Below are 13,888 nucleotides of genomic sequence, written 5' to 3'. Positions count from 1 at the left end.
CTCAAAGTGAATTTTCAAGAAAATAAAAAGTGAGCTTGACAGTTGTCATAGCTCACTTTAATTTAACTATTAAACGTATTGTAATTCCTTTTGGTCCTTATAAGCAGCATCGATGATTGCAGAGCCTAGACACTCTTCGCCATCATAAAATACAACTGCCTGACCAGGCGTGATTGCTCGAACTGGCTCGTCAAAGTCAACTCGAACTGTCTTACCATCATCACTAATGTGGACAGTAACGCCCTGATCCTTTTGGCGATAACGGAACTTAGCAGTACAGTGGAAATCTTGACCACGATCAAGGGTATTGACCCAATGAATATCAGAAGCGTCCAAGTAATCCGCATACAATAACTCGTTCTCGTATCCCTTACCAACATAAAGAATATTCTTCTTTAAGTCCTTACCAACGACGAACCAAGGTTGATTATCAACCCCATCGCCACCGATTCCTAGACCCTTACGTTGACCAATTGTATAGTACATAAGGCCAGCATGCTCGCCCTTTACTTCACCGTCAACAGTAACCATCTTACCTGGCGTTGCAGGAAGATAGTTGCCTAGGAACTCTCTAAAGTTCTTCTCACCAATAAAACAAATTCCAACGGAATCTTTTTTCTCAGCAGTTGCTAAACCAGCTGACTTAGCAATCTTACGAACCTCAGGCTTAGTCATGTCACCAATTGGGAACATAACGCGATCAAGTTGATCAGCAGATAATTGACTTAGGAAGTAAGTCTGGTCTTTGTTCATGTCAGTTGACCGAAGCAAATGATTATGACCATCCTCATCCCGAGTTAATTGAGCATAATGTCCAGTTGCAATGTAATCAGCACCAAGTTCAATTGCATAGTCTAAAAATGCCTTAAACTTGATTTCTTTATTACAGATAACATCTGGATCAGGAGTTCTGCCCTTCTTGTATTCGTCAAGGAAGTATGTGAACACACGGTCCCAATACTCCTTTTCAAAGTTAACCGAATAGTATGGGATTCCAATTTCATTGCAACCTTAGCTACATCTTTATAATCCTCTGTAGCTGTACAGAAACCATTTTCGTCAGTATCGTCCCAGTTCTTCATGAAACCCCAATCACGTCGTATCCTTGTTGCTTTAATTGATAAGCGACGACTGAAGAGTCGACGCCACCACTCATCCCAACAACGACTCGAGTTTGACTGTTGTCTTGCATTAAAACCACCATCATTTCAATATAGATTCTGGAGAATCCACGAGTTGAAGGTCGTAATTTCCAGTAAATGTTATGATAACTCAAATTGAAACGAAATTCCACACTTTTAGTAAGTTACTTTAAATATCCCGGTTAAATTAACAAGATGAGCGTTAAAGTCTAGCTTTAAACTTCGACCTTTTGAATCCAACCTTCGGGAGCATCCACATCACCGAATTGAATTCCAGTTAATTCATCATAAAGTTGTTTAGTTAATGGGCCAACCTCAGTCTCACTATAGAAAATGTGCTTATCACCATTATGGGTTAGACTTCCAATTGGTGAAATTACTGCTGCCGTTCCACAGGCACCGGCCTCTTTAAATTTATCAAGGTCATCGACGTCAACCACTCCTTGGGATGCCTTTAGGCCAAGACGATGTTCAGCAAGCCAGAGTAGTGAAAACTTAGTAATACTTGGCAGGATCGATGGTGATTTAGGGGTAATGAACTCATTATCCTTAGTAATTCCAAAGAAATTAGCAGAACCGACTTCCTCAATCGTTTGATGATTAATTGGATCCAAATAGATTACATCTGAATATCCAGCTTTATGAGCTTCGTCACCTGGAAGCAAACTTGCAGCATAGTTCCCACCAACTTTTGATTGACCAGTTCCATGATGGGCAGCTCGATCATAATCAGAAGTTACATACTTAGTTGGCACCATGCCGCCTTTGTAGTATGCGCCAACGGGCATAGCAAAAATGGTGAAATAATATTCTGTGGCAGCATGAACTCCGATGTTACCGCCAATTCCAATCATTAGTGGTCGTAAATATAATGTACCGCCTGTCCCGTATGGTGGCACATAATCAGCATTAGCTTTAACAACTTTCTTAGCTGCTTCGACGAACTTATCTTCTGGGAATCCCGGCATTAATAGTCGTTGACAACTATTTTGCATCCGCTTTGCGTTTTCGTCTGGTCTAAACAATTGAATAGAACCGTCTTTAGTGCGATAAGCCTTTAGGCCTTCAAAGTCAGCCTGGCCATAGTGGAGAGCAGTTGAACCTTCACTGATATGTAGAGTACTGTCTTCAGTTAATTTGCCTTCATCCCACTTGCCATCCTGATAGTGGGCAAGAAATCGATAAGGTAAATCCATATAATCGAATCCTAGGTTGTTCCAATCAATTTCTGATGCTGGTTGTGCTTTTGCCATAAGTATGCCTCCAATTCAAAAATAAATCTAATCGATTTTTAATATGATTCTAATTTTAAAATCCCTGACTGTCAATAGTATTCGCTAAATCTAGTTACAAGTATATTCAAAAAAATGGGTTGTTGAGGAATCCTCAGCAACGATTTTAATTTTAATCCTTGATTTTAAAAACACCACGATCAATTAGATTTTGCATTACAAATCTAAATTGTTCAACGCTTTCTTTAGTATCTTCAGTTTTAAAAATATTTACTTTAGCTAAACCATTTCCAGTAGTTGTCGACATCTTAAAGCCACTGAGGTCTGTGTTAACCATTATTTTTAATTTGTATGAAGCATTGTAGGGAGACGTTGGATCTAACGATCTATCTAATGAATAATTACCATTTTTAGTTTCCACAAATCCAACATCTTTAAGGGTAAATTTTTTAATCGTATCAGCGATTTCGTAAGTAATAGAATCGCCAAGAACGGTTACTTCGCTTGCGAATGCCATTAGCTCTTCACTCCTCTTTTTTCCAATCGACTAATTATACTAGCGATTGTATCAACTAATTTAGTAAGGTCGTCTTTGGTTGTATAACGGCCAAAACTAATTCTGATTGATTCACCAATTCGAGGACTGTCCTCACCAAACATGGCAACTAATACATGTGATGGCTCGATGCTTCCAGCAGTACATGCTGAACCACCTGACACGGCAATACCAGCCAAATCAAGGTTGGTTTGCATCACATACGTTGAAACCCCTTCAAGCCAGATGTTAAGCACATGATTTAGATTATCAGGTTCGACTTCACCATTAACCTTAAATTGAACACCCTTTTCTGTTAGTTGCTCAATTATATATTGCTTAAACTCATAGTACTTTTGTTGTCGATGTCGTTTTTCTGCTGAATCAATTGTTTCCACGGCTCGGGCAAATCCAGCAATTGCTGGAACATTTTCAGTTCCAGCTCGGCGCTTGTCCTCTTGTTGACCACCCTTAACAAAGCTTGGAAAGTTAACTCCTGCACTCTTATAAAGAAAACCAATCATCTTGGGACCATTAATCTTATGCGCTGATGTTGATAACAAATCAATGTGATCACGCTTAACATCAATATCTAACAATCCGTATGCCTGAACGGCATCCGTATGGAACCAAGCCTGGTGATCCTTTAAGATTTCACCAATCTCATGAATCGGCATTACGGATCCAACTTCATTGTTACCCATCATAATTGAAACCAAGATTGTATCGTCAGTCAAAGCAGCTTTGAAGTCAGCTAATGAAATGTTACCATTTTCATCAACTGGAAGATAAGTCACATTAAATCCTTGCTTCTCCAATGCCTCCATTGGTTGAAGTACCGCCTCATGTTCAATAGCAGTGGTAATAATATGATTACCATTTTCTTTTCTAGCAAGTGCCGTTTGCATAATAGCAGTATTATCGCTTTCGGAGCCACCACTAGTGAAGATAATTTCATCAGGTGCTGCATTAATACTGTTAGCGATAATTTCCCGAGATGTTTCCATGACAGATTTAGCTTCACGACCTAGTCCATAAAGCGTCGAAGCATTACCGTAAACATTCTTATACTTATCCATCATTTCTGTATAGACTTCATCCGACAACCGAGTAGTTGCCGCGTTATCTAAGTATATTTCTTCCATCTTTTTCACTTCCTCGATGCTTGTTCCTCAAATAAATTAATTAACATTTGACCGGAGCGTTTACCGGCATCAATAATAAATTCATCAAATGATTGGTCTGCGTCTTCATCTCCAACATCAGACATTGCCCGAATAACTGCATACGGAACATTATTCTCATATGCAACTTGACCGATTGCTGCTCCTTCCATTTCGCAACAAAGCGCGTCAGGAAAATTCTTTTTAATTGTAGCAATCTTTTGTGAATCAGCAATAAATTGGTCGCCAGATACAATTAATCCACGTTGTGATTCCATGCCACTAGCTTTAGCAGCAGCCATGATTTCATCAACTAATTCTTCATCAGCATCAAATCGAGCTGGAAGACCAGGTAATTGGCCGACCTCATAATTAGATGCAGTTACATCAACATCATGATAAGCAGTTTGGGTAGAAACCACAACTTCGCCGACTGATAATCCTTCGCCAATTCCACCTGCGGAACCAGAGTTGATTAGCGTATCCACATTAAAATTATTAATTAAAATTGAAGCAGTAATCGCAGCTTGAACTTTACCAATTCCTGATTGTACTAACACAACTGGTTGGTTAGCAATTGTACCTTCAAAGAAGTCGGTGTGGCCAACCCGTTTACTAGTGCCGTTTTCTAGTTTACCTTGCAAAATGGCCAATTCTTCGCCCATTGCACAAATAATTCCGTATGTCATTGTAATCTCCTAGTTTATAAAAATTAAAATTAAATACACGATAATAATTAAAGCAATTAAAATTCCCATTGCAATATTTAACCGGCGATTAATCCGGTGCCAACGAGGTGTTTTGTAATCTGTGCCATCCTCACGCGTTACATTTTCAGGTTTATTCCGACCAATTGGTTGCTCACTAACTGGTGGAACTGCTTCACCAGAATTTGATTCATCACGTTTTGGCCGTTTCCCGTCTTTTAACTCTCGATATTGTTTTCTAGTTAGTTTTCCTGGTTCATCTTGGTCATTATTCAAGTTAATCACCTACTTTTGCTTAAGCATTTGCCAGTAAAGAATAGCTGTGATAGTTTTAGCATCTTCAATCTTGCCATCTTTAATCATTGCCAATGCAGTTGGTAAAGAAACTGTGGATAATTCTAAGAACTCCCCTTTATCTCGAGGTAACTTGTCCTCAACCGGTTTTAAACCAGAGGCCAGGTATAATTCCATGAATTCATCACTAAATCCGACTGAGGAATAAAACCCACATAATTTTTCCACGCGATCTGGAACCATCCGAATTTCTTCATTTAATTCCCGATATACAGCATGGGTTAAATCAGCTTCATCTCGATCATCTACTTTGCCAGCAGGAATCTCGAGAACCGTTTTAGCTACTGGTGCTCGCCATTGTTTTTCAAGAATCATTTCATCCTGATCATCAATAGCCAAAATGCCAACAGCTTTAGCATGTCGCACAATTTCTCGATGACTGGTTTGACCGTCAGGCAACTCAACTGTTTGACGTTCCACATCAATGATTGCACCATTATATATCTCTTCAGTTGAAAGTACTTTTCTTCAAAATTCACAAAATCACCTATTTTCATCATTAAACCCATTCTACATAGAATAAACGCTTAATGCAATTCCTGCTTAAGCTTCATCTTCAATGATTGTAATTTTCGCACCCTGTGGACCTTTTTTACCTGGAGCAGTGACAAACTCTACTCGTTTGCCGGGAGCAATCTCACGGATTTGCTCTGGCCGTACAGCATCCTTAAAGAAGAATAAGTCGTCCTTATCCTCATCCTGATCAATAAATCCAAATGCATTTTTTTCGTTATAACTTTTAATTGTTCCTTTTAACATTATTATTGTTCCTCCTTAAATAAATAACTCCCACAGACTTAATCTACGGGAGTTATCAAGTAAATGCAATTATTTTTCTTCGAAACCTTCAGTAGCAGTTTCTGGGAACTCGCTACGAACAATTTCAGCACATGATGCGCATAGAGTTGGATAGTCGGCATCGGTTCCTAAGTCGTCCTTAGTTAACCGGCAACGTTCACATACTTCACCTTCAGCATGTTGAACTACCAGTGCCAAACCATCAGCATCAAATTTTTCTGCTTCATCACTGGCATCGGCAAAATCAGCAATTGAAAGTTTTGAAACCATTAGAACAGTTTCCAAATCCGTGTTTAGACTGGCAAATAAATCTTTGATTTCACTAGTAGCATAAATTGTTAAATGGGCTTCAGAAGATTTACCGATCAATTTGTTATCACGAGCTTCTTCCAGCACCTTTAAGACATCTCCACGAACGTCCATAAATTTATGCCAGTTAGTTATTAATTCATCGGCACCTGGATAATCAACCACCTCAGGCATTTCTGCAAGTTGCACGTAGTCTTCGGGTTCCTTAAGGAATTCCCAAACTTCTTCAGCAGTATGCGGTAATACCGGGGTCATTAGCTTAGTTAAAGCAACTGCAGCGGCGTACATAACTGTTTGCATTGAACGTCGGTTATGTCCATCTTCACGATCAATGTAGACAACATCTTTGGCAAAATCTAAATAAAATGCCGAAAGATCGTTAATAACGAAGTTAGACAATCGCTTATTCAAATCAAGGAAATCGTAGTTGTCATAATCAGCTTTAACACTTTTTACAAACTCATTCAAAGTTACCATCATGTACTTATCAGCAGGTTCTAAATCAGCAAAATCAACGCCATTTTCTTTAGGATCAAAGTCTGAAGTATTAGCCAATAGGTAACGAACCGTATTTCTAATTTTCTTATATGAATCAGAAATTTTAACGAAATTATCAATTGATACCCGAACATCAGCAGAAGTATCCACAGATGTTACCCAAAGCCGGACAATTTCAGCCCCCATCTTTTGAATAACTTCGTCAGGAGCAATTGTATTGCCAAGAGACTTACTCATCTTATGGCCTTCACCATCTAATGTAAATCCTTGTGACATAACTTGCTTGTATGGAGCGTGTCCTGAAACTGCCACACTAGTAATCAAACTTGAGTTAAACCAACCACGATACTGATCTGATCCTTCAAGGTACAAGTCCGCTGGATAAGTTAATTCTTCACGTTCTGCCAATACACCTTGGTGAGAAGAACCAGAGTCAAACCAGACATCCATGATGTCATTTTCCTTAGTAAACTTACCATTGGGTGAATGTTCGCTTGTAAAGCCGTCTGGTAATAGATCCTTAGCTTCGCGTTCAAACCAAACATCCGAACCATATTCAGCAAATAAGTCAGCAACATGGTTAACCGTTTCTTCAGTAATAATAGCTTCACCATCTTCACCATAGAAGATTGGTAGGGGAACACCCCACACCCGTTGACGTGAGATAACCCAATCGCCACGGTTCTTAATCATGTTAGCTAAACGAACTTTACCCCATGAAGGGAAAAATTCAACATCCTCGATTGAAGCCAAAATTTCGTCCTTAATCTTATCAACTGATGCAAACCATTGTGGCGTTGCTCGGAAGATGATTGGCTTCTTAGTCCGCCAATCAAATGGATAACTATGAACAATTGGCATGTAATGGAGTAAGAGGTTCTGTTCTCTTAACTTATTTAAAGCAATTTCGTTGGCGTCATCATAGAACACTCCAGCAAAATCTTTACCGGCTTCTTCAGTGAGATAACCCTTGTCATCAACTGGGGCAAAAATATCCAAGTCGTATTGCCGACCAATGTTAAAGTCATCTTCACCATATCCAGGCGCAGTGTGGACAAGTCCTGTACCAGCGTCAAGTGTCACAAAGTCGCCTAACATGGTAACCAACTTACGGCTGTGGTCAAAGGGATGCTCAGCAAGTACATATTCAAGGTCACTACCTTTAACAACCTTTAATTCTTTAACGTTATTCCAGCCAAATAAATCTTTGTCTTTAGCTAAAAGTTCACTGGCAATAACAAACTTCCGATCATCGCCTTCTGGTTGAACAACCGAGTAATCAAAGTCGGCATCAATGGTAATTCCTTCTGAAGCAGGAATAGTCCAAGGGGTGGTGGTCCATACAATCATGTACGTATTATCGTTTTCCAAGACACCTTTACCATCAATAACTTTTTCTGCGTAAAAAGCAGATGGTGAGGTAATATCATGGTATTCAACTTCGGCTTCGGCCAAAGCAGATTCTGATGACCATGACCAATATACCGGCTTCTTTCCCTTATAAATCAAGCCACGCTTAGCAAACGCTCCGAATACGCGTACTTCTTGAGATTCAAATTCTGGCTTTAAAGTAAGATATGGATTATCCCAGTCACCAGCAACCCCTAACCGCTTAAATCCAGCTTTTTGGCGTTCAACTTGTTCTAATGCGTATTCCCGACAAAGTTTCCGGAATTCATTAGTACTCATCTTTTTCCGATCATGTCCGGCTTTTGCCAGTTGTTGTTCAATTGGTAGTCCATGTGTATCCCAACCAGGAACATACGGAGCTCTAAATCCATTCATTGACTTATATCGAACAATAATATCCTTAGAAATTTTGTTCAATGCATGACCCATGTGGATATCGCCATTCGCATATGGAGGACCATCATGAAGTACAAAAGATGGTTTGCCCTCATTTAATTTTTGTCTGAGCTGATAAACCTTGTTTTCATCCCAGGCTTGTTCACGCTCAGCTTCCTTAACTGGAAGATTTCCACGCATCTTAAACTTGGTTTTACCAAGGTTTAAAGTATCTTTAACACGCATAGCTGACATCCTTTCTGTATATAATTTAGGTAATAAAAAAAGACCTCATCGCAAGGGACGAAATCTTCGTGGTACCACCCAAATTTAGAATTTTAACATTCTCTCATTAAACTTCGATATATGTAGAGCTGATCTGAAATTAACGTTGAATACTAACTCTCACCTACGTTAGCTCTCTGAAATTATCGTTAATGACTTTCTATTCTCTAATCGAAATACTATTCAGTTTGACCATCTGGAAAATCACTACGGTTTCCCCATCATCGTCAGTTGCAGGAGTATCTTCCACTAATTCAGCGGAATTTCCTGCTGTGAATTTGATTTTACGCTCTTAGATGAATTGCTGTCAAGCTCTGAAACAACCTTTTCAATGTCTTCATATGTTGCGGATCCTGAATCATCAAGCAATTGATCCCAATCACGACTTTTAATTACTTCAAGCTGACTTTCTAACATAACTTGAAGACGTTGACGGAATACCCGTGTGTCTTTTTTAAGATCATCCGTTTCAATCGCTAATTTTTTAGCCCGCTTGGAAGCTTCCTCTAAAATCCGGTTAGCTTTATCCGTTGCTTCATTGACCGTATCATTAGCTTGCTTTTGAGCTTCACGATTAATAATTTCAGATTCTTTGTTCGCATTAGTCTTAACTTTATCAGCAGCTTCCTGCGCAACAATAATTGATTGATTCAAAGAATCTTTTAAATCGTTAAAGTAAGTCAACTTATCGTTATTTTCATCTAGTTGCGATTTTAAATCGCGATTTTCTTGTAATACTGTTTGGTAATCTTTAATAATTTGATCTAAAAAATCGTTTACTTCGTCAACATTATAACCCCGTAATTTTGACGAAAACTCTTTATTATGAATATCTTGTGGACTTAATACCATGTGTGACACCCCTCCTATTTATTACGCCTCAATAAATTAATTACGATCCTAATTTTACCTTTTTTAGTAAGACCAGAAATTTCTTTAATTTTAATTCTACCAAAATGGCGAACCGACACGACATCTGAAACTGACACTTCAACATCAGGTCGATCAATCGTTTCCCAATTAAGGCGGACTGCTTTACCTTCTACTAATTCCTTTGCATGATGTCTAGACAAATTAAACCCTTCTGATATCACAGTATCTAACCGTAATGAAGAGACCGTTGTGCCGGTCTCTTCTGATTCATCAACCGGAAAAACCAGCTGGTCAACATCAATTGGTTTTAACTTAACCTTGATCTTACCGATTTTTTCAATTTGCGACTGTAAGAAATCGCTCATCTCGGATTCACAAATAAATTGCCAGGTATCTCCATCAGTGATAATGTCCCCAATAACATTCCGATTAATTCCACTGCCCATAATGGTACCCAGTATTTGTCCGTGGGATAAAGTAGCAAATTTAGTTGGATAATCAATTAAAAATGCTGCGATATTGAAATCAGTCGTCTTAGGCTCAAAATACTCTGGATATACTAACGCGCGTTTCATTTCAGCATTATCATATCCACCAAAGAAACGATAAGAAACGGAATCAAACCGGTTGGCTATTGCCTCAAAAATGTACATTTCACGAGGATTCAAAAAATCAGTTTGAATTGGACGATACTCATTTTCAACTCGACTACAAATATCAGCAACAGATTCGACAAACGCTTGTTCATCAGGGCGAAAGTGCTGTGACACATTTACATCAACCATCTTTTACTCCCCCGTTACTTAGATTCCAATCAGTAATTTACCAAGATAAATTATCCCCATTTGAATGAAATACAGGACCAAAATTGCCACCACTGGCGCAAAGCTTAGCATTCCAAATGAAGCAAAATTAAACATACTCTGGTATGGCTCAACGATTTTAGCAAGCCAACGCCCTAATGTGGAACTATACGCACCAGGAAACCAACTTAATAGTGCGTAAACCATAATTAAAATCATGTATAAATTAATTAATCTTGCCAGAATCGTAACGATATAACTTATGATTGTTACCAACTAATTTCTCCTTAAAGTACAAACTACTTAGAAACTTTAAAATTGGCTGGAGTACAAATAAAAATATTTTGTTCCAGTCTTGTGATAGAACCGTTGATTGCATAAACAATCCCGTTTAAAAAATCAACCATTCTTGCTGCTGAGTTAGAATCTAACTTATTGAATTGTACAATTACAGCAACCCCATCCATCAACTTCTGAGCAATCTCGTCAGTATCAGAATAGTTAGCAGGGGTACAAATAATCAATTCACTTTTCATTGGTTCTTTAGGTGCCATTGGCACGACATTATTTCTGTTTTGCTGAGGCTTTTGAGGTTGTTCATTTTCAACACCAAAAAAGTTAGCAAGATTGAATTTTTGTGACATAGCGGCTCCTTTCAAACGCAAATCCTAGCAATCGAACCTTTATTAATTAGCGATTACGGCGGTGCTTCAAGAATGGTGGAACATCATCGTCACTGTCACCATTATCGTTAATTTGATCATCGGCTGGTGTATCAGCTTGGAATGGATCAAAATCTCGTTTTTCAACGTTATTAAATTGACTATTGTCTGAAGTATCTGAACGCGAACTAGAAGGTTGGTTACGAATATCCCAATTACCAAGTGGGTCTTCATTTACTTGACGATCAGTAGCTGCATTAACATCACGATCAGTCATTTGATTTGGTTGATTATTAGTTTGTTGAGGGCTTGTAAATCTGTTGGTTGAACGGAGCCGGCTACCACGTTGTTGTTGATCACGACGTCTATCGATTCCCGTAGCAATTACAGTTACCCGTACCTCATCCCCAAGGTTTTCATCGATTGAAGTACCGAAAATAATGTTAACGTCACTAGTAGCAGCTTGGGATACGATATCTGAAGCATCTTGTGCTTCAAACAATGACAAGTCTGGACCACCAGTAATATTAAGCAATACTTGCTCTGCACCATCAATTGAAACCTCAAGTAGTGGTGACGAAATAGCTTTCTTAGTCGCCTCAGCTGTCCGGTTCTCACCATTGCAGTTCCGACTCCCATAAGAGCTGATCCCTGGTTAGACATAGTTGTCTTAACGTCAGCAAAATCCAAGTTAACATATCCCGGACTAGTAATTAAGTCGGAAATACCTTGGACACCTTGGCGCAACACATTGTCGGCTTCTTTAAAGGCTTCCATCATTGGCGTCTTCTTATCAACCATTTCTAGTAATCGGTTGTTAGAAATAACAATTAAGGTATCAACATTTTCTTTTAATTGAGCTACCCCATCATCAGCATATTTAGACCGTTTAGGTCCTTCAAAACTAAATGGACGAGTAACTACCCCAACGGTTAAAGCACCAGAGTCTTTAGCAATTTTGGCAACAACCGGGGCAGCACCGTTACCAGTACCTCCGCCCATTCCTGCAGTAACAAATACCATGTCAGCACCCTCAAGTGCTTCAGTGATTGCTTCTTCGCTTTCTTCAGCAGCTTTTTGACCAATTTCAGGATTAGAACCTGCCCCTAATCCTCTGGTTAGTTTAGGTCCTAATTGAATTCGAGTTTCTGCCTTAGATGTTTCCAATGCTTGGACATCAGTATTGGCAACGATAAATTCAACGCCTTTAACATCTTGGCTAATCATTTGGTTAACGGCGTTACTACCACCACCACCGACTCCAAATACTTTAATTTTCGCACCATGACTTTGTGCGGAATCAAGTGAATATTCCATAACTTTACTACCTCCGTTTGTTGATATTCCTAATCGAAGAAATCACTGAAGAAGTTTTTAATGCCTTCTCCACGCTTCTTTTTATTGTTTTTTTGATGTTTTGAATCATTCTGAGCAACAGGCTTACTACTTGTTGGTTGAGAGCTCCGTTCTACTACCTTAGGTACCGCGGTCATTGTTGCACTGACTGCTGATCTAACTGTTAGTTGAATATCTGATAAGTCTGAATAATATGAAACCAATGACAATACTGATGAGAATGATGGGTGTCTTAGGCCCATTTGATCAGGAATATAAACCCTAACGTTGGTGTTAAACTGATCCGCCGCCAAATCGGCGATTCCTGGCAAAGCAGCAACTCCACCAGTCAAGACGATGCCACCAGGCAACTCTAAAGCAGACACTTGCTCCAGTTGATCCTTGAGCCGATCAAAAACTTGACTCAATCGAGCTTCAATAATCTCAGCTAGGTACTTTTCATCAACATATGTTGGTTCTGATTGACCCACAACTTCCACGGGAAATTCATTATCAGCAGATGCTTGAAGTGAATCAGCGTAACCATAATCACGTTTTAACTTTTCAGCATTGCTCATCGATGAATTTAATACGATAGAAATATCCTTAGTGATATATTCCCCACCTTCTGGATCAGTCGTCGCAAACTTAAGTTGGTGATCATGGAATACCGTGGCCGTGGTTTGTCCACCACCCAAATCAACAATAATCGTTCCAAAATCTTGTTCACCATCATTTAAAAGCTGATGGCTTTCAGCTAACGGTGTTAGGATCATTGACTGAATATTTAAGCCAGCCTTTTCAACTGCCTTTTGTAAGTTATGCATGATGCCTTTAGAACCAGTAATTAACTTACCTCGCATTTCAAGTCTGACTCCGACCATTCCACGAGGATCTTTGATTCCATCAAATCCGTCGACAATAAATTCTTCAGGTTGAATATCAACCACTTCACGTTCTTGAGGTAAACTAGTCCCCATTGCTGAAGAAGCGACATTTCTGACGTCTTCAGCAGTAATCTCCCGAGAACGATCATCAATTGTAATCAATCCATTGCATGGTTCAATTTTTAACATGTTAGCTGGTGCGCCAACAATTACATCTTTAATTTCAATACTTGCTTTTTCTTGAGCTTGATCTACTGCACCCCTAATTGCTTCTGCCGCTTGGTCGATATCGACAATAACACCACGGCTTAAACCATTAGATGGCTCATTCCCCACACCAATAACGTTCAATTGCCCTTTTACTTTTTCTGCAACAATCACTTTTATTGAGGTGGTTCCTATATCAAGTCCCACATATAAACCTGAATTATCCATAATTATGTAAGGAACCTCCACACTATTAATTAATTTTAATACATTCCAATTCTACCACATACCGATTCAATAAAAAAAGATAATT

At 39.0% G+C, this 13,888-nt stretch carries 13 protein-coding genes and 2 pseudogenes; all 15 read right to left on the bottom strand.

Going from position 1 to position 13,888, the window contains the following annotated elements; all coding sequences use genetic code 11:
- Positions 1–69 precede the first annotated feature (69 nt).
- The 15 genes and pseudogenes from mnmA to ftsA all read right to left on the bottom strand — a co-directional run bounded on the left by mnmA (position 70) and on the right by ftsA (position 13,803).
- A pseudogene (gene mnmA / locus NBRC111893_RS09050) lies at positions 70–1,192 on the bottom strand (tRNA 2-thiouridine(34) synthase MnmA).
- A gap of 165 nt (positions 1,193–1,357) precedes the next feature.
- Positions 1,358–2,395 (bottom strand): branched-chain amino acid aminotransferase, encoded by a 1,038-nt coding sequence (locus tag NBRC111893_RS09045; protein WP_125008817.1) that lies wholly within the window; start codon positions 2,393–2,395, stop codon positions 1,358–1,360.
- A gap of 151 nt (positions 2,396–2,546) precedes the next feature.
- Positions 2,547–2,891 carry a DUF1831 domain-containing protein gene (locus NBRC111893_RS09040; RefSeq protein WP_125008815.1) on the bottom strand — a complete coding sequence of 115 codons (345 nt, stop codon included), beginning with the start codon at positions 2,889–2,891 and terminating at the stop codon, positions 2,547–2,549.
- Complete coding sequence (locus NBRC111893_RS09035; RefSeq protein ID WP_125008813.1) at positions 2,891–4,054, bottom strand: cysteine desulfurase family protein; 1,164 nt, start codon at positions 4,052–4,054, stop codon at positions 2,891–2,893. The genes NBRC111893_RS09040 and NBRC111893_RS09035 overlap by 1 nt, the downstream gene beginning before the upstream one ends.
- A 5-nt stretch (positions 4,055–4,059) precedes the next feature.
- On the bottom strand, positions 4,060–4,761 hold the full coding sequence (locus tag NBRC111893_RS09030; RefSeq protein WP_125008811.1) for a 5'-methylthioadenosine/adenosylhomocysteine nucleosidase: 702 nt from the start codon (positions 4,759–4,761) through the stop codon (positions 4,060–4,062).
- Positions 4,762–4,770: 9 nt separating this feature from the next.
- Complete coding sequence (locus tag NBRC111893_RS09025; protein WP_125008809.1) at positions 4,771–5,055, bottom strand: hypothetical protein; 285 nt, start codon at positions 5,053–5,055, stop codon at positions 4,771–4,773.
- Between the two features lie 9 nt (positions 5,056–5,064).
- Positions 5,065–5,553: an NUDIX hydrolase gene (locus NBRC111893_RS09020; protein WP_439957183.1), complete on the bottom strand. Its 489-nt coding sequence runs from the start codon at positions 5,551–5,553 to the stop codon at positions 5,065–5,067.
- 123 nt (positions 5,554–5,676) lie between these two features.
- A complete protein-coding gene (locus NBRC111893_RS09015) occupies positions 5,677–5,892 on the bottom strand; it encodes a cold-shock protein (RefSeq protein WP_125008805.1) in 216 nt (71 codons plus the stop codon).
- Positions 5,893–5,961: 69 nt separating this feature from the next.
- A complete protein-coding gene (gene ileS, locus NBRC111893_RS09010; protein ID WP_125008803.1) occupies positions 5,962–8,769 on the bottom strand; it encodes an isoleucine--tRNA ligase in 2,808 nt (935 codons plus the stop codon).
- Positions 8,770–9,057: 288 nt separating this feature from the next.
- Entirely contained in the window at positions 9,058–9,660 is a 603-nt protein-coding gene (locus NBRC111893_RS09005; RefSeq protein WP_125008801.1) for a DivIVA domain-containing protein, read from the bottom strand.
- 14 nt (positions 9,661–9,674) lie between these two features.
- Positions 9,675–10,466 carry a YlmH family RNA-binding protein gene (locus NBRC111893_RS09000; RefSeq protein WP_125008799.1) on the bottom strand — a complete coding sequence of 264 codons (792 nt, stop codon included), beginning with the start codon at positions 10,464–10,466 and terminating at the stop codon, positions 9,675–9,677.
- A gap of 18 nt (positions 10,467–10,484) precedes the next feature.
- Positions 10,485–10,760, bottom strand: a complete 276-nt coding sequence (locus NBRC111893_RS08995; RefSeq protein WP_261341446.1) for a YggT family protein — start codon at positions 10,758–10,760, stop codon at positions 10,485–10,487.
- Positions 10,761–10,783: 23 nt separating this feature from the next.
- On the bottom strand, positions 10,784–11,128 hold the full coding sequence (locus tag NBRC111893_RS08990; protein ID WP_125008871.1) for a cell division protein SepF: 345 nt from the start codon (positions 11,126–11,128) through the stop codon (positions 10,784–10,786).
- A 46-nt stretch (positions 11,129–11,174) separates the two neighbouring features.
- Positions 11,175–12,463, bottom strand: a pseudogene (ftsZ, locus tag NBRC111893_RS08985) (cell division protein FtsZ).
- Positions 12,464–12,492: 29 nt separating this feature from the next.
- Positions 12,493–13,803, bottom strand: a complete 1,311-nt coding sequence (gene ftsA, locus NBRC111893_RS08980; RefSeq protein WP_125008798.1) for a cell division protein FtsA — start codon at positions 13,801–13,803, stop codon at positions 12,493–12,495.
- Positions 13,804–13,888 lie beyond the last annotated feature (85 nt).

The organism is Lentilactobacillus kosonis (assembly GCF_003864335.1).
GTDB classification, from domain to species: Bacteria; Bacillota; Bacilli; order Lactobacillales; family Lactobacillaceae; genus Lentilactobacillus; species Lentilactobacillus kosonis.
Note: the sequence above shows the minus strand (reverse complement) of the source record. Positions and strands in the feature narration are given on the sequence as shown.

What these genes read in the sequence shown, in the direction of transcription:
- NBRC111893_RS08990 (WP_125008871.1), bottom strand. Translation starts at nt 11,128, where the DNA reads ATGTCACAAAAATTCAATCTTGCTAACTTTTTTGGTGTTGAAAATGAA.
- NBRC111893_RS09045 (WP_125008817.1), bottom strand. Translation starts at nt 2,395, where the DNA reads ATGGCAAAAGCACAACCAGCATCAGAAATTGATTGGAACAACCTAGGA.
- NBRC111893_RS09005 (WP_125008801.1), bottom strand. Translation starts at nt 9,660, where the DNA reads ATGGTATTAAGTCCACAAGATATTCATAATAAAGAGTTTTCGTCAAAA.
- ileS (WP_125008803.1), bottom strand. Translation starts at nt 8,769, where the DNA reads ATGCGTGTTAAAGATACTTTAAACCTTGGTAAAACCAAGTTTAAGATG.
- ftsA (WP_125008798.1), bottom strand. Translation starts at nt 13,803, where the DNA reads ATGGATAATTCAGGTTTATATGTGGGACTTGATATAGGAACCACCTCA.
- NBRC111893_RS09015 (WP_125008805.1), bottom strand. Translation starts at nt 5,892, where the DNA reads ATGTTAAAAGGAACAATTAAAAGTTATAACGAAAAAAATGCATTTGGA.
- NBRC111893_RS09040 (WP_125008815.1), bottom strand. Translation starts at nt 2,891, where the DNA reads ATGGCATTCGCAAGCGAAGTAACCGTTCTTGGCGATTCTATTACTTAC.
- NBRC111893_RS09000 (WP_125008799.1), bottom strand. Translation starts at nt 10,466, where the DNA reads ATGGTTGATGTAAATGTGTCACAGCACTTTCGCCCTGATGAACAAGCG.
- NBRC111893_RS09035 (WP_125008813.1), bottom strand. Translation starts at nt 4,054, where the DNA reads ATGGAAGAAATATACTTAGATAACGCGGCAACTACTCGGTTGTCGGAT.
- NBRC111893_RS09030 (WP_125008811.1), bottom strand. Translation starts at nt 4,761, where the DNA reads ATGACATACGGAATTATTTGTGCAATGGGCGAAGAATTGGCCATTTTG.